The organism is Pseudobdellovibrionaceae bacterium, assembly GCA_020635075.1.
In the GTDB taxonomy this organism is placed as follows: Bacteria; Bdellovibrionota; Bdellovibrionia; order Bdellovibrionales; family UBA1609; genus JADZEO01.
The window spans coordinates 495,149-518,410 of sequence record JACKAM010000002.1 but is presented as its reverse complement, the minus strand read 5'-3'; the positions used below and the strand labels follow the sequence as shown (position 1 = coordinate 518,410).

25 protein-coding genes are annotated in these 23,262 nt (G+C 49.8%); 11 read left to right on the top strand and 14 right to left on the bottom strand.

Annotation, left to right across the window (positions count from 1 at the left end):
* Window positions 1-89 precede the first annotated feature (89 nt).
* Entirely contained in the window at window positions 90-2,186 is a 2,097-nt protein-coding gene (locus H6624_12105; GenBank protein MCB9085085.1) for a S8/S53 family peptidase, read from the top strand.
* A gap of 269 nt (window positions 2,187-2,455) precedes the next feature.
* On the top strand, window positions 2,456-3,133 hold the full coding sequence (locus H6624_12100; protein MCB9085084.1) for a response regulator: 678 nt from the start codon (window positions 2,456-2,458) through the stop codon (window positions 3,131-3,133).
* Window positions 3,134-3,190: 57 nt separating this feature from the next.
* On the opposite strand, the gene H6624_12095 is transcribed toward H6624_12100, so the two are convergent.
* Together H6624_12095 and sppA are read right to left on the bottom strand one after the other, a co-directional pair.
* A complete protein-coding gene (locus tag H6624_12095; GenBank protein ID MCB9085083.1) occupies window positions 3,191-3,901 on the bottom strand; it encodes a hypothetical protein in 711 nt (236 codons plus the stop codon).
* Window positions 3,902-4,040: 139 nt separating this feature from the next.
* Window positions 4,041-5,834: a signal peptide peptidase SppA gene (sppA, locus tag H6624_12090; GenBank protein MCB9085082.1), complete on the bottom strand. Its 1,794-nt coding sequence runs from the start codon at window positions 5,832-5,834 to the stop codon at window positions 4,041-4,043.
* Window positions 5,835-6,065: 231 nt separating this feature from the next.
* Between sppA and H6624_12085 the strand changes: the two genes are divergently transcribed.
* Together H6624_12085 and H6624_12080 are read left to right on the top strand one after the other, a co-directional pair.
* The gene (locus H6624_12085; protein MCB9085081.1) at window positions 6,066-6,812 is read left to right on the top strand and encodes a ParA family protein; all 747 of its coding nucleotides are present in this window, start codon (window positions 6,066-6,068) and stop codon (window positions 6,810-6,812) included.
* Window positions 6,809-7,264: a hypothetical protein gene (locus tag H6624_12080; protein ID MCB9085080.1), complete on the top strand. Its 456-nt coding sequence runs from the start codon at window positions 6,809-6,811 to the stop codon at window positions 7,262-7,264. Before H6624_12085 ends, H6624_12080 begins: the two co-directional genes overlap by 4 nt.
* On the opposite strand, the gene mutT is transcribed toward H6624_12080, so the two are convergent.
* The 5 genes from mutT to H6624_12055 form a co-directional block, all read right to left on the bottom strand.
* On the bottom strand, window positions 7,218-7,655 hold the full coding sequence (mutT, locus tag H6624_12075) for an 8-oxo-dGTP diphosphatase MutT (GenBank protein MCB9085079.1): 438 nt from the start codon (window positions 7,653-7,655) through the stop codon (window positions 7,218-7,220). The genes H6624_12080 and mutT overlap by 47 nt on opposite strands.
* Window positions 7,656-7,664: 9 nt before the next feature.
* On the bottom strand, window positions 7,665-8,345 hold the full coding sequence (locus H6624_12070) for a DUF4336 domain-containing protein (protein ID MCB9085078.1): 681 nt from the start codon (window positions 8,343-8,345) through the stop codon (window positions 7,665-7,667).
* The gene (locus H6624_12065; GenBank protein MCB9085077.1) at window positions 8,342-9,037 is read right to left on the bottom strand and encodes a 3'-5' exonuclease; all 696 of its coding nucleotides are present in this window, start codon (window positions 9,035-9,037) and stop codon (window positions 8,342-8,344) included. Before H6624_12065 ends, H6624_12070 begins: the two co-directional genes overlap by 4 nt.
* A gap of 168 nt (window positions 9,038-9,205) precedes the next feature.
* Entirely contained in the window at window positions 9,206-9,826 is a 621-nt protein-coding gene (locus H6624_12060) for a pyroglutamyl-peptidase I (GenBank protein MCB9085076.1), read from the bottom strand.
* Window positions 9,827-9,833: 7 nt separating this feature from the next.
* A complete protein-coding gene (locus H6624_12055) occupies window positions 9,834-10,412 on the bottom strand; it encodes an NAD(P)H-dependent oxidoreductase (GenBank protein MCB9085075.1) in 579 nt (192 codons plus the stop codon).
* A 276-nt stretch (window positions 10,413-10,688) separates the two neighbouring features.
* Here H6624_12055 and H6624_12050 point away from each other — a divergent pair, with 276 nt between their 5' ends.
* Window positions 10,689-10,994 (top strand): helix-turn-helix transcriptional regulator, encoded by a 306-nt coding sequence (locus H6624_12050; GenBank protein ID MCB9085074.1) that lies wholly within the window; start codon window positions 10,689-10,691, stop codon window positions 10,992-10,994.
* On the opposite strand, the gene H6624_12045 is transcribed toward H6624_12050, so the two are convergent.
* The 4 genes from H6624_12045 to H6624_12030 are packed head-to-tail and all read right to left on the bottom strand — an operon-like array spanning window position 10,995 to window position 14,605.
* Window positions 10,995-12,293, bottom strand: a complete 1,299-nt coding sequence (locus tag H6624_12045) for a hypothetical protein (protein MCB9085073.1) — start codon at window positions 12,291-12,293, stop codon at window positions 10,995-10,997.
* A gap of 5 nt (window positions 12,294-12,298) precedes the next feature.
* Window positions 12,299-13,573, bottom strand: coding sequence for a dihydropteroate synthase (folP, locus tag H6624_12040; GenBank protein MCB9085072.1), 1,275 nt, complete (start codon window positions 13,571-13,573; stop codon window positions 12,299-12,301).
* Window positions 13,570-13,938 carry a dihydroneopterin aldolase gene (locus H6624_12035; GenBank protein ID MCB9085071.1) on the bottom strand — a complete coding sequence of 123 codons (369 nt, stop codon included), beginning with the start codon at window positions 13,936-13,938 and terminating at the stop codon, window positions 13,570-13,572. The genes folP and H6624_12035 overlap by 4 nt, the downstream gene beginning before the upstream one ends.
* Window positions 13,939-13,951: 13 nt before the next feature.
* A complete protein-coding gene (locus tag H6624_12030; protein ID MCB9085070.1) occupies window positions 13,952-14,605 on the bottom strand; it encodes a CADD family putative folate metabolism protein in 654 nt (217 codons plus the stop codon).
* 82 nt (window positions 14,606-14,687) lie between these two features.
* Between H6624_12030 and H6624_12025 the strand changes: the two genes are divergently transcribed.
* Entirely contained in the window at window positions 14,688-15,590 is a 903-nt protein-coding gene (locus H6624_12025) for a LysR family transcriptional regulator (protein MCB9085069.1), read from the top strand.
* Between the two features lie 4 nt (window positions 15,591-15,594).
* On the opposite strand, the gene H6624_12020 is transcribed toward H6624_12025, so the two are convergent.
* Window positions 15,595-17,028: an alkaline phosphatase family protein gene (locus H6624_12020; GenBank protein MCB9085068.1), complete on the bottom strand. Its 1,434-nt coding sequence runs from the start codon at window positions 17,026-17,028 to the stop codon at window positions 15,595-15,597.
* Window positions 17,029-17,139: 111 nt separating this feature from the next.
* Between H6624_12020 and H6624_12015 the strand changes: the two genes are divergently transcribed.
* Window positions 17,140-17,637: a DUF1648 domain-containing protein gene (locus H6624_12015; protein ID MCB9085067.1), complete on the top strand. Its 498-nt coding sequence runs from the start codon at window positions 17,140-17,142 to the stop codon at window positions 17,635-17,637.
* A gap of 5 nt (window positions 17,638-17,642) precedes the next feature.
* On the top strand, window positions 17,643-18,566 hold the full coding sequence (locus H6624_12010; protein ID MCB9085066.1) for a DMT family transporter: 924 nt from the start codon (window positions 17,643-17,645) through the stop codon (window positions 18,564-18,566).
* Here H6624_12010 and H6624_12005 read toward each other — a convergent pair.
* Window positions 18,511-19,692, bottom strand: a complete 1,182-nt coding sequence (locus tag H6624_12005) for an NnrS family protein (GenBank protein ID MCB9085065.1) — start codon at window positions 19,690-19,692, stop codon at window positions 18,511-18,513. The two genes, H6624_12010 and H6624_12005, sit on opposite strands and share 56 nt — an antisense overlap.
* 177 nt (window positions 19,693-19,869) lie before the next feature.
* Here H6624_12005 and H6624_12000 point away from each other — a divergent pair, with 177 nt between their 5' ends.
* Both H6624_12000 and H6624_11995 read left to right on the top strand, forming a co-directional pair.
* On the top strand, window positions 19,870-20,157 hold the full coding sequence (locus H6624_12000; GenBank protein ID MCB9085064.1) for a cytochrome c: 288 nt from the start codon (window positions 19,870-19,872) through the stop codon (window positions 20,155-20,157).
* 301 nt (window positions 20,158-20,458) lie between these two features.
* Entirely contained in the window at window positions 20,459-20,911 is a 453-nt protein-coding gene (locus tag H6624_11995; protein MCB9085063.1) for a helix-turn-helix transcriptional regulator, read from the top strand.
* 13 nt (window positions 20,912-20,924) lie between these two features.
* On the opposite strand, the gene H6624_11990 is transcribed toward H6624_11995, so the two are convergent.
* Window positions 20,925-22,313 (bottom strand): tryptophanase, encoded by a 1,389-nt coding sequence (locus H6624_11990; GenBank protein ID MCB9085062.1) that lies wholly within the window; start codon window positions 22,311-22,313, stop codon window positions 20,925-20,927.
* A gap of 145 nt (window positions 22,314-22,458) precedes the next feature.
* Here H6624_11990 and pdxH point away from each other — a divergent pair, with 145 nt between their 5' ends.
* A complete protein-coding gene (pdxH, locus tag H6624_11985) occupies window positions 22,459-23,148 on the top strand; it encodes a pyridoxamine 5'-phosphate oxidase (GenBank protein ID MCB9085061.1) in 690 nt (229 codons plus the stop codon).
* The last annotated feature ends 114 nt before the right edge of the window (window positions 23,149-23,262 follow it).

Here is a 23,262-nt window from a genome sequence, read left to right as displayed (position 1 = left end):
GTGGGAGCTGACTTGTGCGGCTTCTGACGGACGAGGATTTGTAATTAATTCTTTTCCGGTAACATTTCACGCAGACAGGTCGGAAGTCCATGGCGCGCGGGAGCCTTGTTATTCCTATAATTTTAGCTGTGAGTGTGATCGGCTGTACGGCGAATCGGCGTGCGAAACCTCAGGTTTTACCTCAGGGCAATCGCATTGCTGAGTGTCCTGTGGTCGACAAGGGGTCAGAACCTGTCATCGCGGCGGGAAAACTAACACCTTTGTGGGCCCAGGAGTATATTGGTGCTGACTTGGCCAAAGAGCGATTGGCACAAATTGCGGATCGAAAACTTGTTGGCGTGGGGGTCATCGACTCAGGTTACATTCCGAAAAACCTCAAGCACAAAGTTCCGGCTGATGCAGTTCTGCGTATAACCGCTGAGGGGACTAACAATCCATGGGGTCCGTCAAATTGGCTTTTCAATGAGGACCACGCCAATCTTGTTACCAATCTAATCCTTCATCCTCGCTATGGTTCGGCACTTGATGGCGAAATTGCCGCCGTTGCCGGCCGGGGAGGGGACCAGGACTTTAAGAAGACGGTTCAGCTATTTTCATTATCGCGGGCCAAAATCATCAATATGTCGGTGCTAATCGATGCCCATGAAGCGCCCCTGAAAAATCTAAGTCAGTTTGCTGATCAGGGGCGAATTCTCGTTGTGGCTTCGGGTAATGACTATCCTCGCAAACTGGGATTTGCCGTAAATTCCCTAAGGGCGGTGGTGGTCGGTTCCATGGCTCCAGATGGTTTAGTCAGCGATTTCTCCATGCAGGGGAAAAAGGTCACTGTTCTTGGGCCCTCAGATTTTTTTGTCTATACCACTGTCCACGACGAAAAGCCCGAACTCTTTAGCGGCACTAGTGGGGCTGCCCCACTGGTCTCTGGGAGTCTTATGAACGTGGCCAGCCTTCTTCCGGAAGTCACCTATGATCAGACCGAGGAGCTCCTGAGAGAGTCGTCGATCCCGCTGCCATCTAATAGGGATTTCATGTCTAACAACGGGTTTGGACTTGTCAATGCTTACAAAATGCTTCGACTGGCTGAAGAAGTTAGGGCAGTCAGCCCGCTCGCCACTCAGGTTGATATGCGTAGAGCATTGCGGAAAGTTGATTTAAGCCGTGAGTCGCAGAGCGAATTCGCGAAGGCCATGTCGTTGATTGGACACCAGGATTGTGGCCAGGTGGTAGAGGGTTTTAAGTCACTCCGTCGCTCCTTTTTGTTGGATCACACGGGACCTGCTCGGGCTGTCCTCGCTGAGGCCTACAGATCTTTGGGTTACGATATCAATTCCCGATTCTTTGAATTGGTCGATCCCGAGATGACGAGTCAGGAGCTGGCCGAGAGAGTTCTTGATGAGTCTTTAGGAACTTCCAACATGATTTTTGCAGCCGGGTTGGACAAAGAATTCGGCCTGGGCGAAGAGATAAAAGGAGTTAGGGGCTACAACTTCGCGTCTCGATTTTCTCCTGGATCTCCAGTTGTGCGACTGGCGAGAGAGCGGGTTGAAGGGTTGGCAGGATTTTCTAGAGTCGAGAGAGCTTATTGGCTTTATGAAAGAGGCCTTGATCTTTACCGTAGTTCACAAGATGGCCTGAGGCCAGATGAGCGCAAAAAACTAATGGGCTATGAGCTGGCGAGACTACGATCGATCTACTATGAGGCCGAGCCGTTTCGGGATTGGCTGCGGTTCTTGAGTGATCCAGATCCGGAGATTCGTAAAATGGCTTACGATGTAATCAGCTTTGAGATCTATCTATTTGAGCGTGAGAAGTCCTTTGCTCTGGATTCTTTTGGGGAGTGGAAGATTGATCAGCTGGCTCAGGAAATCAGCCTGAAATTTGGTATGGCCTTAGCTAAGGAGAGCGACCAAACATTGGCGGATGCGGTCTGGGCAGATATTGAGGAGAACATGGATGGAATCGATGTAGATTCGAAAGACTTTCTTCTGCTCTCCCTGTTATCAACCAATCCTGAGGGCCCCCTGTCTGGAGCTGCTCGCGATGAAATCGAGGATATGTCCTGTGGAGCTCTTCGTATTGCAGTTGAGGCCTTTTGGAACAATACGGTGATCAAAGAGAGCCGCTTGGATCAGGTCTACAACCTGGCAAAAGAGCAGAAGGACAAGACCTGTCAGCCCGGTCAGTAGTGCGTTATGACAGCTCCAAAAGCGAACACATTTGTGTGGATTTCTCCAAAATCTTAAGAAAATTCTAAGCTTAGATTCCAAAAAGTAGATTGGTTTATTAAAGGTTCTTAACATTGACTCGCATCAAGGTTGGGGAAGTGGGTGTAAATTCTCAGGATATTCGTATTGAGACAAAGTTGTCTCATTCTGACCAATCGCGAACTGAGCCTCGGTCTTGCTAAACTCTTTGTAGTGGTCAGTTAAACGTAGGATGTAAGTGGAGATTGGTTATGATTGACGAAATGACGATGAAAATTCCAAGGAAAAAGCCCCTCATATTTATTGTAGATGATGAGCCCATGTTGCTTGAGACCTTCTCAAGTCTGTTGTCGGAATCTTACAACACCAGAGGCTTTGAAAGCCCTAAGGCTTTTCTCTCCTATATTGACGATCCGAACTCAATTCATCCAGATCTGTTGATTTCGGACTTTATGATGCCGGGAATTACGGGGACGGAGATGATCTCTCAGGCGATCGAGCGGGGCATGGATTTCCCCTCCATCTTGTTGTCGGGAAACTTGGACAAAGAGAGTGTTATCCAGGCTGTTAACATCGGAGTCTTCAAAGTTTTTGAAAAGCCCATTCGTACTGATGTTTTGATGGGAGCCATTGATCAACTGTTGATTGAACATGAAATCAGCCGGGCGCGTGAGGAGATTCGTTGCATCACCAAGCAGCTTCGTGAGGTCTATTCCAATTTTAGGTTGATCACCGAAGCTCACTTACCTTCTGAAATCATCGAGAATCTTAAAAATATGATCGACAGCGGTGGAAGTGGCGCTCAGGCGGCACCAATTGGATCATTCGATGATTTGATGGATCAGTTGGAAAGTCGACTGGAAATACTTTTGAACACAGAGGCCGCTCTGCAGGAGCTTCGCCACAATAAAGTGAGGGCCTCTGCATGAGGCCCTTTGTCGAAAAAAGAAGATCTTGCTGTTACTAACTCTTGAGGACGCAAATAATCAAAAGTAGCCCATAATGCTGGCGGCTAATACTAGGCCGCTATAGCTGTCCTTATATTCGCTGAAGTCATAGGTAACCATGCGGTAACCCAAAGTCGGTGAAATAGCGAAATTATCAGACCAGGGAAAAAGCTTACAGGAAAAGTAAATGTCAATAAGAGGGCCGTTGCCATCGGCTGACGAGCCAGTGGTTTCCTGGCTCAACTGGGCCCAGGCCACCTGAATTCCAGCCGCCGGTATCATCCACTCACCAGGCTTGTTGGTTTTGAAGTTGTACTCGAAATATCCTCCGAGATCGAACTCTGTCGACTTCGATGAGCCGTTATCAGATGACTGGTAGATAAAAACCGGTCCGTACTCGGCCCAGCCCTTGTTCCAGCCGTAAGAGACGGCAAGAGAAATAGTGTTGCTATCTCCAGTAGATTTTCCTCCTGCGGAGGTCGTTCTTTCAAATGATAGGCTGGTCATGGAAAAAGACATGGCCAGAGCAGTATTTCTCGATCCAGAGCCCTTGGCCATGGTGCTCCCGCCGCCTTCTTCATCCCCCTCATCGCCGCCGCCAATCATCAGGGTTTGTCCCTTGCTGATTTCCATGTCTTTCGGGATCTTGATTACTGCCTTGTTGCCTTTGACCTTCAGGACTTTGACTTCCTGGGCAAGGGCGGGCCAAACAAAAAGAAAGGATAGACAAAGTAAACTCAAAACTTTCATTGCTGCTCTCTCTTGTGTTGTAGGTTACGTGTTAAGGCTAGCCCCCTTGACGGGTGGGGACAAGCACTAATGAGTTGATAGGGTGAAGACAAGGGGTTGAGATTGTGTATGAAGCAGCACCAAAGTCCAGGCGCCTCTGTTATCTAATCTCGATTTGGTCTGGATTTAAGGCCAGGACTCCTCCCCCTTTTTGCCAGACTCTCATGCGATTCCACAGGTCCACAATATCTTGAAAGGGATGCTCTGACTGAAGCAGGTTTTGAACCCATGCCATGTCGCCAAAGGCCATCATCAGCTGTTCAAAGGGTGACTTCTCGCGGGGAAAGACCTCCACATCCCAGCTGTCACCAAGATTTGCGACCTCAGCTGCCTTTTTGAGGGCTTCGCTTAGGCCGCCTTGGTCGTCAACAAGTCCCTGCTGCAGAGCTTGAAGGCCCGACCACACTCTTCCGCGAGCGACATTGTCCACTTCCTCTTCCGACTGATAATTGCGCCCTTGCTTCACAACACGCAGAAATTGCTGATACGTCTGCTCCACTTGTGATTGAATGCGCTTGCGTTCAAAAGTGGTCATGGGGCGGCTGCCGTCTCCCACGTCGGCGTAGGGGTGGGTGAGAACACGATCAAAGGTAACCCCCAGCTTTTTGTCAAAGAAATCTTGAGTTGTGAAGTAAACGCCAAAGACGCCGATGGAACCGGTTAGAGTATTGGCCTCAGCAAAAATATGATCAGCTCCGGCGGCCAGATAGTACCCCCCAGAAGCGGCAATGTCGCCAAAGGAGGCAATGACCGGTTTGGTTTTCTTAATCTCTAGGGTTTGCCGCCAAATGACATCTGAAGCCAGAGCGCTGCCCCCAGGGCTGTTTACACGAATGACTAAGCCTTTAATCTCTTTGTCCCGGGAAATCTGCCTCATCGCCGTGAGCAAATCCTCAGAGCCCACATAGTCGTCTGAGCTGCGGCCGGAAATGATTTCACCCGAGGCAAAAATAACGGCAATGCGATTTGGTTTGCCGAGAGCAAATCCTTGACTGGTACTGCGGTAGTAGCGGGAAAAACTCACTAAGGGTAGTTTCTTGTCCTTCTCAGTTCCCGAGAGAGTTCGCAGCAGTTCGAGAACCTGCTCTTCAGAGGCTGGCTCATCGGCCAACTTATGTTCGAGGGCCTGGTGAGCGCGAAGGACATCCAGATCAGAGGCCAGATCATTCAACACCTGGGGTTCAATCTGTCGGCGTTCAGCAATGATCTGAACAAAGTGGTTCCACAGATCATTGACTAGCTCTCTCGTTTGTTGGCGGTTTTCCGGACTCATTTTCTCTTGGGTGAACATTTCGACGGCGGACTTAAACTCTCCCACGCGGAAAATCTGGGTTTGAATACCCAACTTTTCCAGAGTTCCTTTGGCAAATAGAGGGACAGCAGCTATGCCGTTAAACTCAAAAGCGCCTTCTGGATAAATAAAGATCTTGTCGGCCGCCGAGGCAATGAGGTAACTTTTTTCATCAAAATATTCTCCGTAGGCCTGAATGTATTTTCCGGAAGATTTAAAGTCCAACAGCGCCCGATGGATGGCTTCGGCCGATGCCCAGCCACACCGAAGGCCACCAAGTTTGATGTAGATGCCGCGAATCTTTTCGTCAGTCTTGGCTTTACGTAAAGACTCCAATAGCTCAAACAGTCCGATGTGACGGGGGCCACTGAAAAAGGGAGAGTCTTCTTCCCAGTCGATAAAAGAAGTGCCCTTACGTTCAACCACCTGGCCTTGCAGGGGAAGAAACAAAATCGAGTTGTCCTTGATGCTGGCTTCCCCCATTTTGGAAGATGAAAGGCTGGCGGTGGCGATCAAAAATATCATTCCAAAAAAGACCAATAGGGCAAAGCCAAAGACGGTTCCGATCGCGCAGGCTAAAACAGATTTCAAAAAGGTTTTCATTCTTCCATCTCCACGGAATGTTACAGATGAATTATTGGAGGCAGGTCTATATTAATGCAAATGGGGCCCTAGCCCAATATGGATTTTTCTTCCTTTACCGATCGATTTTGTAACATAATACAAGAGCTGGACCTCTTTGCCCTAAATCGACTTCGCCTTTAGGCCAGGGGTTTGCTAGAATAATTTGCCAGCGCAAATTGCATTTGGTTGAGTCCAAACTAGGAGATCAGTATGAACGTGACATCGGTGATCAACCAAAAGGGAGGGGTGGCCAAAACCACAACTTCACTTAATGTAGCGGCCTCATGGGCCGAGAAGGGCCGCAGGGTTTTGCTCATCGACCTGGATCCCCAGTCATCAGCAACTAAGGCAATTTTTGGGGACAGGGAATTTGAAAATACCATCTATGACGTGCTGATTAACAACATTCAGCCAGAGCAGGCGATTGTCCACTCCATGCACTTTGGTATCGACGTTATCCCATCAGATATCCTGTTAAGCGGTGTCGATATTCAAATGGCCGCTCATTTTGGGCGAGAGTCCATTTTGAAGCGAAAATTGGAAACTATTCGAGGCCGCTATGATGCGATCTTGATCGATTGTTCTCCCTCATTGGGTTTGCTGACGGTGAACGCTCTCTTGGCATCTCAGGACATCATTATTCCCATTTGTCCCGAATATTTTTCGCTAAAGGGAATTGAGCTGATTTTGGACACGCTCAAAAATATCCGTGGCGGACTGGGATATCGGGTGGATGTCAAAGGGGTGGTTATCACCCGCTTCCGCAATCGCAAGATCATCAAGGAAGTTATAGATGAAATTCGTAGCCGATATGGATTGAAGATTTTCACCAACTATATTCCAGATAACATCGCAGTTGAAGAGGCTCATCACCTTCATCTGCCAGTGACAAAACATCAGCCCAGATCCAAGGCCTCCAAGGCCTATGAAGCTCTGGCCGAGGAGATTTGGCAGTGAGAGGAAGCAATCCATTATTTGTGGACTCGACCAAGTTTTCCGGCGACGGAATTCGCACCCAGTTTGAGTTGTCTGGGGTGCTCCCCTATGAGGATGAAAAGGTTTTTGCCAAAGTCACGAACCGGGAAGGTCACGATCAAATCGTACCCTTACATGGAAATGAAAAGGGCTTGTTTTTTGGCTCGATTTACTTGAAGCATCAGGAAGAGATCACCTACAGGTTTTACATCAAAGACGAGGAAGAAGTTGTGTTTGAATCGAAACCAGTGAGTGGCCGGGCTGGCTATCTGGTGATTGCCGACTGGGATCCAATTGCCCAGCAGTTCCCCAAACGGGAAAAGGTGAAGCCCGGTTCAGAAACAGATCCGGAGCCACTTCCTGAATTTGAAGCCCAGAGAAAGTCTCTTATGAATGCGGTTCAGGCGATGGAGAACTTTTTTCCTGAGCCGTGATTTGATAGTGGGGATCTAGGGAAAAGACCAGACCCCAATCCGCAGGGGCAAAATCGTAAAGAGATAAGAGCTCAGGTAGGACCCAAACAAGCTCATCGTGCTCCAGAGCCTGAGGTTCTCCCCCGGCCCACTTTGCCGATAAGGCAATGAGATGAATCGGATGCCCCGAATAGGCCCAAGTCAATTCCTCGAATGCCGCCAATTCGTTGATGGCAATACCTATCTCTTCGGTGATTTCCCGGGAAAGGGCCTGTTCCGGAGTTTCGCCGGACTCGACCTTTCCGCCCGGAAACTCCCATTTGCCTGCCAGGTGTCCCTGTTGGGGCCCGCGTTTGCCAATCAAAATTTGACCGTCGTCGTTCCAAATAATTCCGGCAACCACTTTAGTCATCGTGTTCCCCTATGCTAGCCAGGCAAAGGCCTGACGAATCTGGTTGCGAGCGTCGCCAGTGATCAATTCTCCATGGGCGACAATCACTTTTTCAAAGGGCCACTGAAGCATCTTGCGAACTGCTTCTCGGGCAAGGACGCGGTTTTTAGTGACCGACTTAAGAATTCTCGACGAGGTAAACTTGTTGTTAACTCCAGCCAAGGAGAAGACCAGGGAATCAACCAAGCCGTGTCGTCCCTTGAGGTTCATGGCCAAGTCCGTCAGAATTAGGGTTTTGGTTGTTGGGTGATAAAAGACAACTTCATGAAAAGTCTTAGAGCCTCTGAAAACCACAAAGTCGATTTCACTTTTCCAGGCTGGGACAAATTCATCACTGAAGTAACGGGAAAATTTCAGGTCTGGCCGCTTTGTTCGCAGGCCCGGGGAACCTAAAAACTCTGCCTCCAGGTAAGAGGCCATGTAATCTTTTACGTAGAGATGATGAAAGTCATTGGGAGCTACGACGATACCAACCCGGCCAAAATCATCGATTTCCTGGCGTATAGCCGCAGTCAACGGGATTGGACTGTGAATAAACAGATCACCGCTGTTCATCTTGATGATGGTCATACGGGCACCAAAGTTGGCCCCCATGAGTTTCATGTCAGAAGTGTAAGTCCGAATGTATCCCCAGTCGATTTCAAGACTCATAGAGTTTCACAAGTAACAGGAAAAGGGAATTCAGCCCTTTTCATCTGAGCCTCCCTTAGGCCGTGAAACCACTCTTTTCGATTGGGATCCCAGCGGAACCCCAGGTTCTTGGCCTTGTCCTTTTCCGCGAAGGAAACCTGCGCCACAATCCGTACCATTGGTGATTTGGCAAATTCGATAACATCGGGAAGAGGATAGGAGGAAAACACTTTCATCATGGTTAAAACATCAAACAGTGACCGATGGGCAAAGGGATTCAAAAAACCATGCTCTGCAGCCACATAGGAAAGTTTACGGGTTTTTAGCTCCTCTGGGTAGGGTAAATCCGTCATGGTGTCGATCCAAGGCAGATCCAGTTGAATGTCCGGCATTGTCGCGAGATAGCGGTCAATAAACAGCTTGTCGAATTCCAAACCGTTATGGGCCACAATGTACTCGCATTTTTGCGCGAGAGCTTCGAGATTCAAAAAAGCTTCCTGAGGACTGACTCCCCAGGCTCGGAGGTCTTCATTCTTAATGCCCGTAATGCGGGTGATTTCCTCAGTCACAGGCGTCTGAGACTGGACCAGCTCGCTGTAAATCTTAACTGGGGTGCCTCTGTTCGTGTCCCAAACCACGGCACCAACTTCAATGATTTCATCGGACTCAGGGTTTAAACCCGTCGTTTCCAAATCAAGTCCCAAAACCAGCATACACATCCCTCCCGTTTGTAAACGGCCTTTTTTGACTGACACAGCCAATGAGCTAGAAGTTAGGGCTATCAGGGGGGCAAAGCGGATTCAAGTGCCAACTACCCATCTGGGTGGTTATCGAAGAAAAACACGGGTTTTCCTGGCCGACAGCGAGCCATGTCATTGGCTTTACTTGCATCCTTCGCTGACGATCTTAGTCAGGAGAAGTTCCAATGATATCTTGAGATTGCTCCATGCTGGGGAAAAGTCTGGGGACGATGGGCGAAGAGCGGGGACATGGACGAAGCCTCCCGTGCAGGCATGATTTTTGGTCCAGGAGAGAAGATGGTAGAGAAGGCTGTTGCAGACATAAGTTCCCGCCGTATTAGAGACGCGGATGCTGATCGGCGTTTGGCCTTCAAGATTTCGCACAAGGGTGGAGATGGGCAGATCGGCAAAGATCCCATCCGGCCCACCTGCGGAGATCATCTTACCATTGATTTGGCTGCCGTCGTTATCCGGCAGAGTGCCCTCCATCCAATTGACAGCAACCCTTTCCACCGAAATATCCTGGCGATCACCGGCTTCGCCGAAAGCCAATATGAGTTGTGGGAGGGAATTGATCTCAAGATGTTCGGAAAGACTCGGCCAGCATTGTGAGTAGCTCACGGGTAACTCTAGAGTTTTCAAGGATCCCTCTGAACCAGGGATCTGTAACTCTTTGACAATGGATGAGGCATTGAAGTCACTGCCACCAAAAGGCTCAAAGTAAGTGAGCAAAACGTTTCCAGGGGATCCATTGGATTTCATGGAACACCTAGTTTTGCTTGGTCTTCTGCACAGACAAGGCGTCTAAGCCCACCGATACAAGTCCTTTGATGAACTTGTTAAAGTTGGTTGCCTGCTGAGTGAGAAGCTCCATGATCAAGGTGTCAGTAATGGTTCCATCTTTCATAATCGACCAGCAATTGATCAGAAAAACTCTTTCGGGGAAAATAAAGGCATTGCGATAGCCAAACACCTGCTGCAGGTGTTCGACGGGGCGAAGCCCTCCAAATCGTCCGCCCAGACCAACAAAACACACGGGACGGTATTCGTAGGACTCAGGGAACTTCCAATGATCCATGAAATACTTAAGCACACCTGGATAAGAACCATTGTACTCAGGGCAAATCACCACCAGGGCTTCTGATGCTGAAATCTTGCCCACCCAATCCTTGATTTGGTCCGGCTGATTTTCCGAATATTGACTACCATTACAGGTCGACAGATCTAGTTTGTGTAAATCCAAAATCTCGTATTCTTCGCCTTGCTGACGATGAATGTCCTGAACAATTTTTGCGACTTGAGCGGATCGAGATCCTGGTCTGTTGGTGCCAACAAGTATGTATTTCATCTCCACTTACTCCTATTGGGTTTGTTTGCCTCCCACCAGACGCTTGCGAGGGCAAAGTAAACCCCCATTGGCGCATAGCATTAATTGGAGCCTGGTCTGACCGTATACTTACACAACCTTAACAGCCATCTCAATTAAGAGAGCTTCAGACTATGAACCTGGCCTCTCGTCATAACGTGAGTCTGCAAGCCTATAGAAGTAGTAGGGAAATATCAAACATAGTTGGCCGCAAGCACTGATTTTGTTAAGATCGTGCTTACGGAACTGGAGAACGTAATGGATTTGAAATCAACGATGCATAAGCCCTTGGGAAGTTATCTAAAAGCACGCCGAATCGCGGCTGGTTTAACACAGCATGATGTGTCAACAAAATTAGGTTATACAACACCTCAATTCGTCAGCAATTTTGAGCGAGGCCTCTGTTCTCCTCCGCTAAATGCTCTTGCTGTTTTGGTAAAGCTTTATGGAATGGACCCAGAGGAATTAATTGATTTGATTCTGCGTTATCAGGAACAACTTCTTCGCCAGACTCTTCTCGGCGAAAAAAAGCGCACGGTACGTCGCGCTCGTAAAGCGAACTAATTAGATAAAGAACCCACGCTTTTTTAGGGGCAGCCAATTGGCCCTTAAGGCGTGGGAATAGATTTTTCCCACCAAATACAAAGAGCCTGTGACGACCACCAAGTCGCGTGGCCCACATTTGTCCAATAAAGTTGTTAGAGCCTGCCAGGGGTCTCTCACGTATTCGCAACCATCTTTGAGCCAATGAGAGAATTCCCCAGCCTCACATCCCTGGAAGGGTGAGTGCGTGAGCGTGAGCTGACTTCTCGGAATGTTGGCCAGTTCCTGTAAAACGGCCTTCCTGTCTTTGCCTTTCCCCATTCCCACCAACAAAGCAACACGGTCATAGGTCACAGAGGAAAGAGTTTTCCCAAGCATTTGCGCCCCTAGAGGATTGTGATCACCGCTTAAAATTAAGGTGCCTGAGGTGGCAAGGGGCTGGAGCATATCCATTCTTCCTGGCCAGTAGAGCTGCTCAAGAGCCCTCATACCAAACGTCAAATCAATGCCAAGATGATCAAGAATGCACAGGCTGAGATTAAGGTTCTCGGCAAAGTGCCGACCGGGTTGAGGCAATTTGATCGTCCCCCATTGGCAATGAAGAATTTCAATGGGGAGGGGGAAGTCGGGGCTGGCCTGATAGGACCACGGAGGGGCCAAGTGGACGTTGAGATAGAGCTTCTCAATTTTTTGACTGAGCAAACTCTGAACATCGCTTGGATAATCGCTAAGGCAGTAGACGTTCTGATTTGCGCTGAATATTCCAAATTTATTCTTGGCAATATCCGTAATGGTGTTTCCCAAAAGATCTTGATGATCAAAGCCAAGGGCGGTGACCACCGAGTGTTCATGGGGGATGGCATTGGTGGCATCCCAGGTTCCGCCCAGGCCAACTTCCCAGATAAACCAATCTTCAGGGCCTGGTGGGTCTTGGTAAAACAACCATGCGGCGACCAGGACAAGAGTTTCAAAGTGGCTGAGGTCCAAATCTTGAGTGAGTTGGTCCACATGGGAAAAGGCTGTGGTGAAATCCTCTTCGGAAATGCATTTTTCCCCAATGCGAATTCGCTCCTGCACATGTACTAAGTGGGGCGAGGTAAACAAATGGGTTTTTAAGCCGGCCTTGGCCATAAAGTGTTCGAGAGTGCGGCACACACTGCCTTTGCCATTGGTGCCAGCGACAACCAGAGTGCGGGAAGCCGCCTTTGACAGCGGGAGGGCCAGTCGTTCCAGTCCCCTTTGAACCTTTTCGATTCCAGGCGCAGTCTTGGGCATAATGATGCGTGAATATAATTTTGACAGTGCATCAGAGTATTTCATGGGACTCATCCGTTCACGGCATGGTAGGCCAACTGGGCTCTCAGGTGACTCTCATAGTCGTGGACGCGAAGGATTTCAACCGGTTTTCCATTGATAGCCATGGAAAGCCCTAGAGTCTCAGCCTCCCGTTCGGCAGCAGGGGACTCAGTGAAAAGTTTTAGAAAGGACTTTCGCGAATGCCCCAGTAAAAGTGGCATATTGAATTTTTCAAGACTGTCTAGGTGGCGAATCAATTCCAGAGATTGAAGGGCAGTCTTGCCAAAGCCAATGCCAGGATCAAGAAAGACTCGGTCTTTTGTTAATCCCCAGTCTTCGAGGGTGCGGATTTTTTCTTCAGTCCAAAGGAGGATCTGTTGCCAGCTTGGGTTGGAAAGAGGCAGGTGACGTTTTGGATCGGCTGGAACGGACAGGCTGTGCATAGCAATTGCAGAAATACCAAGTCTTTGGATTTCCTCAACGTAGACACGAGAGCTGAGGCCAGTCACATCGTTTGCTAGATCCAGAATATACTCCCCAGCTCGGCGAAGAGTTTCTGGGTGGCGGGTGTCCAGGCTGACCCAAGGGCGACAAGTGGGACCGGAGCAAACCTCCTTGAGGAGAGCCAGGGCGGGTTCTAGGCGAACCCACTCTTGGTCGGCAGTTAATGGTGTGGCTCCAGGGCGAGTGGATTCACCGCCCAAATCGATCACCGAAACCCCAGAATCGATGGCGCGGAGTAGCTCTTGCCTTAATTTTTCCTGATCCCTGTAGGCTCCGCCGTCAGAAAAGGAATCGGGAGTGAGATTAAAAATTCCCATTATCGCCTTTAGCGATCCACTGTGGGCGCGATTGAGTTCGAGCAGGCTAAGGCTTTGTCCCGGGGGAACAAAGGAAGGATCAAGTAGAGACAAGGGCGCTAGAGTGAAGGAGCGAGAGAGTGCTCCCGGGTGAGGGATGCGCAGATGACCAAGCTCAACTTGCCGTTGCCCCCAAAACAAAATGTCGATGTCCAAAGTGCGGGGTTCATTAGGCAAGTGGGGGCCGCGTCCTACCTGTTGTTCAACTTTTTGTGTGAGTTGAAGAAGCTCTAGGGGGTCACCACCGTAGGTTCCCACGCAGGCCAAATTCCAAAACGGACGGTACCAATCCTCCGGGCAGCCCTCTGGCAGTACCGGAGGGTTGAGGAATGGAGGACTGACTTTTTCGATGACGAGTCCCCCGGCGCGAAGAAGTTGTAGGCCTTTGCTTAGGTTTTCTCTCCGGTTGCCGTAGTTTGATCCTAGTCCCAAATAAATCTTCATGGAATCAGGTCCTCGATCTCAAAACAACTGGGGCCCTTGATCTGGGGGATGGGGGGACGGACTTTTCTCACCTCCAGGCTTAGCCTGGACCGGCTGGGAGCAATTTGCCGCAGTTCTGCAAAACTCTTCCAGGCCAGGTGCTCGATGAGTTTAAAGGACTGGCTTTGGCAGACCTCCCCGAGGATTTCTGTGATCTTGCCATAACAAATGGTGTGCTCCAGCTCATCTGTCCAACAACCCGGTGGAGGTTCAGCAAAAACAAGGCGGATTGAAAACTCGACGGCCTGGGGTCGACTGCGTTCTTCTTGATTGCAGCCGACCCGAACTGGAAACTCTATTTGTGGAACGAGGAGCTGAGTTTGCACCAGAGGCCACCTTTTAGTGATAATTAAAAGACGAGAGAAAGTCCCACACTGCTTTTGCCCCCTCGCGAGCCCCATCTCGGGCCTCTTCGAGTTCTTCTGGCTTAAGGTGACTCATTTCCTCCTCAAACTCTCGCCGGTGATGGACGTCGGCCTCACGATGAACGCGAAAAAAGCTCAAACCATTTTCATCGCGAACGCCGTAGTGATTCACGAGGCCATCGATTTTGACTTCTGCCACTTCAGGAACTTGACTTTCATAGGCATAGAGGGCGCCAAGTCCTTTGGCGTAACTCTCATTGCAGAGAGAAAAAAACCGAGAATACAGATCGCGGGAGGCTTGAGAAGGTTCTCGCTCCAGATCTGAATCACCCACGTCCAGACTGCGGGCGAATCGACGCCACAGCTCTGGATGATTTTCATCGCCCAGCTCCTCATCGTTAAGATTCCTTAGTAGCATCCGTCGTCCCGGCTCAGTTGGGCAAAAGGAATGGAGGCGACTGATATACTGGGGGAAGGCCTTTACGTGGGGGTAGTAGCCGATCGCATACTCTTGAAGCACTTGCCGATTAAGAAGTCCTTTATTCCAATCCTGGTAAAAGGGGTGATTCAGGACGGCATATTGGGCAATAACTTCCTTGATAGGCTTAAGGATATCGGTATCAGTCATGACTTCTCCTTTGATGGTGAAGTGGAAATGTAAGGGGAATGTGGTTGATAAGAATAGTTAAATGGTCTAAAAGCACTGTTCAGTGAGATTAAATAATATAGACTTCAATAAACTCATGGTTTTCTCTTCAGTTGTGCGTAATGGCGGATATCGTGCAGCGTCTGAAGAGATGCATCTCACTCGTTCGGCGATCAGTCAGGCTGTGACTTCCCTGGAGGAAAACCTTGGCTACAGGTTGTTTCATCGCGTTGGACGCAAGCTGGTACCAACAGAAAAGGCACGAGCTCTCAATTCCTCTCTGCGCGTCGTTACTGAAGAGTTGCATGGATGTCTGGAGCGACTGGGCTCTGATTCCACGCCGATTGCCGGTCGGGTTCGGATTGGTGCCTACCTGGAGTTTGCCAAGCGCGAGTTGATGGCTCCTATGAGTGAGTTTCTTCACCATTCGCCCGAGGTTCAGGTAAAGTGGACTTTTGAGGCTCCATCCCGTCTAAGTCGTCTGTTAATTGAACGGAAAATTGATATGGCCTTCTCCATTTTTCCAATTAGAGGAATTAAGGCTATTCACTCCACACCTTTGTATTCTGAGAGATTGGTTTTGGTTGCGCCGAAAAATTGGCTGGGGGAATCACCTGATTTAGAGGAAATTTTGCGCCAACCCTTGGCGGATTATTTCCCCAACCATCTGTTGATGTCTCGTTGGGTCCAGCACCACTATGGTCGAAAGATTCGCAAGTTGCCGATTCGCTACTATGGTGCCACTGCTGAAATGGTCCTTGAGTTTGTTCGTGCCCGTTTGGCGATTGGAGTGGTCCCCGAGTATTTGTTGCTGGATCTGCAGGAAGACTTTCACGTGATTCGTCCGGGAACGAACCAGCTCTCGGACTGGATTTGGCTGAATGAGTACAAGCGGGATTTTGCCAACAGCGCCCACCAGGCTTTCTCAAAGTTCGTCCGCGATTATTTCGCCGAGAAATCCGCCTAAGTAATTAGTCTGCTTTCGGCCAATCCACATGAGCCGTTTTTGAATAAAGGCTGCCACCGTCCTTGTCTTTGGCCGTGATTCGCAACTTCTGATCGGTGTCCGTGACCTGACCATCGACAAGAACATAGTTGAGAGTGAGATCTGCTCCCGCAATCTGCCGAGGATTCGGCTTTTCTGTCCATCTTGAAGGATAGGTCTTGGCGTGGGCCGGGCTGGCAGTGATTTCGTAAGTGCGATAAAGAGAATCTGGATCTTTGATTTCCATTAGCTCAGTGAGATGGCGGTCACCCGAAACAAAGATCAGGCCTTTTTTAGAGTCTTTCCACTTGGCGAGAAACTTCTGAAAACTCGCGGGGTGATTGCCCTCAAACGACTCGAATTCATGATAGCCGCCAAAAATTTGGTCGCCGTTGAGGAGCCAGGAGATTCCGGGAAATTTGGTGAGGTTTGTGAGTAGCCAGTCTTCCTGGGCCTTTCCCCAGTGGGCATACTCTCCCGGGTCAGTCCCATTTTTTTGTCTTTGAGATCGATCGTCGAGGAGAAACATCTGGGTCTTAAAGGCGGTAAAGAGTCCTGTGTTTTCCGGTCCCCTCTGGAAATAGGGAGGGTGGTCGGGCTGAGCAAAAAATTGATGAAAGACCTCACGCGAAGCCCGCCGGTAAGGATAGTGCTTGTCCCCATCCTTCATGCCGTAGTCGTGATCATCCCAAATCGCCAAGGTCGGAATAAGTTTTGGCAGGCGATAAAGTTCAAGCCGCCTTCGGGTGGCAAGGTATTGGAGGGCCAAGCGAGTGGGGTCAAGGGCTTTTTCTGTTGGGCTGAGAGCTTTGGTGGCGTAAACGTTGTCACCAAGAAGAAACAAATAATCGGGATCATCCTGAGCCAGGGATCTCCAAACAGAATCTTGGTCCCTATTGAATGAATCATCCATGCAGGATGTAAAGGCAAAGCGGAATCTCTTACCATTCAGCCGACGCCCCTCAATACGACGAAGATCCAAAATCCCATCCGTGCCAACGACTATGAGGTCGTGAACGTCTCCTTCGAGGGGGACTTCTAGCGACTCAATCACCCAATCGGAACTTGCGATCTTTGTTGTTTTAAACTTGATGGGGGTTAGGGAGACGGCATCTTTGGTTTGGGTAGCCACCCAATAGGATCTTTTGTCTGTTTTGATGCCGACTACATTCACGTGGGCGCCGGTGAGCCAAGTCAGCCCTTGAAGAATGGAGAGGCTGGGAGTTTGCCTCCAGTCCGGCTTGCTGATTTCACACGTAAAATGATGTCCTTGTTTGCAAAGTTCGGCGTACTTGGCCTGATGGAGCATGTGGCCACTGAGAGACTCATGGAGCCCTGGTTCGGGAATTTTGTATTCAGGTTTATTGGCGCAGCCAAAGAAGAGGACAAGCGGAAGAATTACCAGAATGATGTGTCGCATGAGAAGTTGCTCCTAGGATTCAGAATCACCCACCCTCGGACAAAAGGCAAAGCCTTATGCCAAATCGAGCTGATCCTGGCCAAAATGGAGATCCTGCATTAATCTCGTTGTATGAGAAAAAATGAAATCCTGTTTTGGATCGTTGTCGTCATCGCTTTTGCTCAACACGTTTGGCAGATCCACCTGCTTCCTGAAAAAATGGCCACTCACTTCAACTGGGAGGGCTATGCAGATGGTTATGCTCCTCGTGATGTGCACATGTGGATGATGTTGGTGGTCTACGGAATAATGGCTTTTAGTTTTGGTCTCCTGCCTCATGTGATCACCAAGGTGCCACCTTCTCTTGTTAATCTCCCGCGCAAAGACTATTGGTTGGCCCCTGTGCGGGTGAAGGCAACTCTTCAAGATATTCGAGACCGTATGGCTTGGTTGGGAATCGTCGTATTTTTGTTTTTCATGGTGGTCGGTCACCTGGTGAGTGAGGCCAACAAACTTTCACCACCACGTTTGCCGGACGCATTTTTATGGTGTCTTGGAATTTTTTTGACTATAACGGTCGTTTGGAGCATCCGCTTTATCAGGGACTACTATCGGGTACCTAAGGATTAGGTGAAATGCGCATTGTATTGTTGATAATTGCCACAATGATATGGGGATTTGGTTTTGTGGCGACCCGCTGGACTCTAAATAACTACGATCCCATCTGGTCTAATTCCTTGCGCTTTGTATTCGCTGGATTGTTTTCTCTGCCGGTTTTGTTGTGGAAAAATGAGCTGAGGCCCACGCTGGCTTCTGGGGTTTGCTCCCTTCTTCTTCTTGGCGGGCTTCAGCTGCAGACGGTAGGTATCCGATACACGACCTTGGCGAAAAGCGGATTTTTTACCACCTTTTATGCGATATTTACGCCCTTGCTCATCGCGTTTATTTTTCGCCAGCGCTTTCGTCTGGGATATTGGGGTCTACTGGCTGTATCAATTGTTGGCGTGGCCCTGCTTTGCGATTTGAGCTGGTCAGGGTTTAATCAGGGAGATGGATTCATTCTCGCCAGTGCCTTGCTGTTTGCCTTGCATATCATCGCAATTGATCGTTTGGCTCAGGATGAACATCCCGTTTTCTTCAACCTTCAGCAGTGTCTTTATGTTGGTGTGATGGGGGTTCCTTTGGCACTGATACTATCTGGAGTTCCTGATTTGAGTGGGCTGTGGCAGTGGGAAAGTCTGTTGCCTCCGGGTGCATTGGCGGGCTTTCTGTTTTTAAGTTTGTTTTCAAGTATTGGGGCCTTTACCGTCCAAGTGTATGTTCAGCAACAGATTCCCGCTCACATTGTGAGTCTGATTTTTTTGACTGAATCGGTGTTTGGCGCCCTGTTTGGATACTTGTTTTTCAGCGAGGAGCTAAGCCTAATGGGAATGGGTGGAGCCTTGCTCATTTTGATGAGCGTCGCTCTTGTTCCTATCCTCACCAACTATGAAAAAAAGCGCCTCAGCCGGGTCGACCATCAATCCGGGGCTGCCACAGAATCGGCAGGTAGTAGCTAACAAAAATGAGGAAGCTCAGGATCCATAGAATTCCCGAAGACGTCACGGCCAAGGGATAGTGTGCAGAATTAATCAAGGGCCATGCCACCCGGAGGAGTGTGGCCAGGATCAACAGTACATAGGCCAAAACAATTCCTGGACTGGCGTGAATGGGACGGCCGGTGTGGCCCAGGGAAACTCGGGAGATCATTCCTAAGATTAAAATTCCAAATCCGCCCACAGTTGTCGTATGTACGGCTAAGGTTGGCATGATCCAGGATAGGTGAGCGAGAGCCTGAAGTAAAAAGCCCAACACGATAAACAAATAGCCAACGAACAAGATCCACAAAATGGGCTTAGGCTTTGTTTGCAGAGGGCCCCACCACCACCATCTAAGTCCATGAAGGGCAAACATCACGAGTGCGAATGGCCACAACCAGCTTTGGCCAACAAAGATGCCGTCGGCAAGTGCAAAGAGACAGGTGGCGGGAACGACAATTTTTTCCAGCACAGGAGAGGTCTTTACCTTTGCATTGGGCAGGGCCTTGCCGGTGAAAAAGGGCAGCACCCGGCCGCCAATGAGAATGATGATCAAAAGTACGCCGTTCAGGCCAAGGCGGATTCCTGTGGGAAGGGTCTGACTGGTCCACCCCAAAACGTCCAAATGAATGAGTAGGTTGCCGAAAAACAAAAGGGCAAAGAAGAAATAGAAGATGCGATTGCGCTTTTGATCGGGCTTGCTCAGGTAGGGCCACAAAAACCAGCCGAGGCAGGGGATAAAGGCCAAGTCGACAGTTGCATACACAGGGTTTGGAGAAGACCAGATGTGGAGGCCCAAACGACCAGCCAGCCAAAGCATGACAAGTAAAAACAGCCGACCCTTGCTGACTCCAGGGATTCCCGCCCAGTTTTGGGTCGCGGTCAGAATGAAGCCAGCAATGATTCCCATGCAGAAGCCGTAGACCATTTCGTGAGGATGCCAGACGGCCGCCGGAAAATAAGGGGTCGCCTGGAGGTAGCCGGTTTGAAAGCCAACCCACAGGGCCATCAGGAGGACGGCGCTGGCCCCGCCAAGCAGGAAAAAGGGGCGAAACCCCAGGGCCCAGATAGGGCTGTCAAAATTCCACGTCTGTCTAATAGTTCTCATGGGGGCCTTCTAGCCCTGAAGGCCCGGAGAGTAAAGGGCGGGGAGGAGAGGAGGTGATTTGGCTCAATGGGTCAGAGAGGGAGGGCGAATTGCTTATGGTCTTTGATTCGGTGCGAGAATTGGGCTAATATCCGTGGTTCAAATCAACCTATTCCTATTGTTGTTAGGGAGTGAATTATGCGGAAATCAATTCTAGTCGCTTTGTTGTTCGTATTGAGTCCTTTGGCTATGGCAAAGGAACCTGCCAAGTTGGCTGTTTGTGCAGCTTGCCACGGTAAAAACGGAGTCGGAACACAAGGTAAGTACCCAAATCTGGCCGGACAACACAAAGAGTATTTGGTCAGTGCTTTGAATGCTTACAAAGAGGGAAAGCGCGACAACGCAGAAATGAAGCCCATGGCGGCCATGCTGACGCCGGCTGATATTGAAGAGTTGGCGACTTACTTCAGCGGTCTAAAGAAATAATAGTAGATTTTGAGCCCAATTTTTGGGTTGAAGATAAAAAAACGGGAGCCGCATGGTTCCCGTTTTTATTTGGGCCTCCTAGGAGAGGACCCAACTGGCTTTTTCACCCCGCCCTGCCCCCCAATCAGGCAGAGCCGAATGGCTGTCGTGATAGGGCGATATCGGATGGGCGCCAGGTTTTGCCTGGCATCGACTTTCAAGACTTTTATCGGGACGACCGATGAGTATCTAGATCGAACCAGGGGGTTGAATTTTGACAACCGATGACGCTCTCAAGGGCAATCCCAAGATCGGTATCTGCATGAAATCACAGGACGGCACCATCGTGTCTCAAAATGAGACCTGTGTGGAGGTGTGTGGCCACCGGGTCGGTGAGACGTGTGCGGGCGTCTGTATTGATGGCTATGAAGGCAACCCTGGAGCCGAGAGAGCCTCGGAGGGGACATCCTACTTTAAGGACCAGAGCCTTCATGGAGAGCCCTGTGACGTGATGCTGATAGATGACCTTCAACACCTGACAATAGTCTTCTACTTGCTTAAGGACTTTCAAAAAAAGGAAATTGCCTACCTCAAAGAGAAATTTGAGTTGTCTAAACGTGAGATGGAAGTGGCCGAGTTGGTGGTGCAGGGCCTCACCAACAAGGAAATTGCCGAGAAGCTGTTTATATCTGCTTCAACGCTGAAAACTCACCTCAATAATATTTACCGCAAAACCAAAGGCGAATTTCTCGCTAAATGGCGTCAGGCGGGCTGATCAGAATTTCACTTTAGTTCAATGGTGAAAACCGAGCGGTAAAGTGGCGGAGAAATTTGGGTTGGTAGTCGATCTTGTACCCAGGCAAATCTCCCAAGCGCGGAGCCACATGTCCCAGGACTTCAATCATATAATCCACATGGCTCTGGGTGTAGACTCGGCGTGGAATCGCCAGGCGCACCAGTTCCTTCGGAGCTGGGTGTTCCTCCCCCGTGTCCCAATCTCTGCGACCAAGCATGACGGAGCCAATTTCAACGCTGCGGATACCAATGTGCTCATAGAGAGCAACGCTCAAGGACTGACCGGGAAAATCCAAAGGTTTAAGGTGAGGCAATGACTTTCCGGCATCAATATAAACGGCGTGACCGCCAAAGGGCTTCACCACGTGTAGCCCTGCGGACTCAATGCCTTCGCCAAAGTACTGAGTGCTGCGAATGCGATAGGAAAGATAGTTCTCGTCCAAAATCTCCTGAAGACCAATAGCCAGGGCCTCCATGTCTCGTCCGGCAAGGCCCCCGTAAGTTGGAAAGCCTTCGGTGATGACCATCAAGGAGCGAATCTCCTGAGCCAGGCCTTCGTCGTTAAGAGTGAGAAAACCACCAATGTTGCCAAAGGCATCTTTTTTCGCACTCATCAGGGCGCCGTCCGCATAGGAGAAGATCTCCTGGGCGATCTCTTTGATCGATTTGTTCTCAAACCCGGGTTCGCGTCTTTTGATAAAAAACGAGTTTTCCGCAAATCTTGCGGCATCAATAAACATGGGGATGTTGTGTTGCTTCAGCAGCTCTCTGGTCTGGCGGATGTTTTCCATGGATACAGGCTGGCCGCCAACGGAATTATTAGTCACAGTCATTATGACAAAGGCAATGTTCGATCTTTTGGTCTCAATCAGATTTTGTAGGGCCGGAATGTCCATGTTGCCCTTAAAGGGAGCCTCCACGCTCGATTCCTTGGTGTCGGGGCTGGGCAAATCAAGAGCCACCCCGCCCCGGCTTTCAATATTAGCGCGAGTGGTATCAAAGTGAGTATTGCCGACAACAATCTGTCCGGGTTTCAAACAGGCTTGGGTGAGAAGAGCCTCCGCCGACCTTCCCTGGTGAGTGGGAATGACGTGCTTGTGGCCGGTGATGTCAGTGACAGCTTCGGCGAAACGATAATAGCTTTTAGCCCCAGCATAGGACTCATCGCCAATCATCATCCCGGCCCATTGGGTGGATGACATGGCACTTGTTCCGCTGTCGGTGAGGAGATCAAAAGTCACCTTTTCTGCCGGCAAGGTAAATAGATTGAAATAGGCTTTCTTAAGGGCCTCACGCCGTTCAGAGGCCGTAGTGATGGGGAGAGGTTCAACCACTTTGATACGGAAGGGTTCGAAAATGGTTTTGGGTTTCGGGATATCCATCACTCACTCCTTATCGTTTGCCAGTGCCTTGAGCCTGACAAAATGTGGGACCTGCGTCAAAACAATCGGGATCGATGGGCTGATTTCTTCATGGCCAACGAATTGTTTACCCCATGAAGGGGACGGTTGAAAAGGACGGAACCAAATGTTAGGCCTCTGCTCTATGAATCCAACCATTGATGTGGAAGCAGACCCGATTGAACTCTTCACCTATTGGCATGATCAGGCCTCAGGAAGGATTCGTGGCGAGTCGATTCGCGATCAACTTTTGTTTCCCGTTCGCAAGCTGGCTCGCCAGCTCTATCCCCCGTTCATGATTCATGGTGGTGATGCCATGGTGTTGGCCACAGCCACCAGGGATGGCCATCCTTCTGCTCGGGTGGTGCTGTACAAGGGGATTTGGCAGGGCGGAGTCTTGTTTTACACCAATTATCACAGTCGGAAATCCCACGAGATGGACGGCAATCCATTTGCTTCTCTGGTCTTTCATTGGGCCTTGCCGGAAAGACAAGTCCGGTTTGAAGGGCGGGTGGAAAAGGTACCTGATGCCATGTCGGACTCGTATTGGGCATCACGCCCCCGGGGGAGCCAAGTCGGTGCTTGGGCATCGGAGCAGAGCGAAGAAGTGGCGAACCGCGAAGTTCTTTTGGACCGGGTTAGAGAGATTGAGGCGCGTTTTGCCAATCAACCAATTCCCAGGCCCCCTCATTGGGGCGGCTATGTTTTGCGTCCCGAGACTATCGAGTTTTGGCAAGCTTGCGCCTTTCGCCTCCACAAGCGACGACGCTACAGGGTTCAGTCGGGTGAGTGGAAATCTGCTTTGCTTTGTCCCTAATTTACGCCTAGAAAAGACGGGTATGGAGGGTCTTTCGGGGGACAAATTGACTCAAGATCCAGACGTCCTTAGGTGATTTTGGCTTTTCCCTGGCCACGAAATTAGACCTTTGCT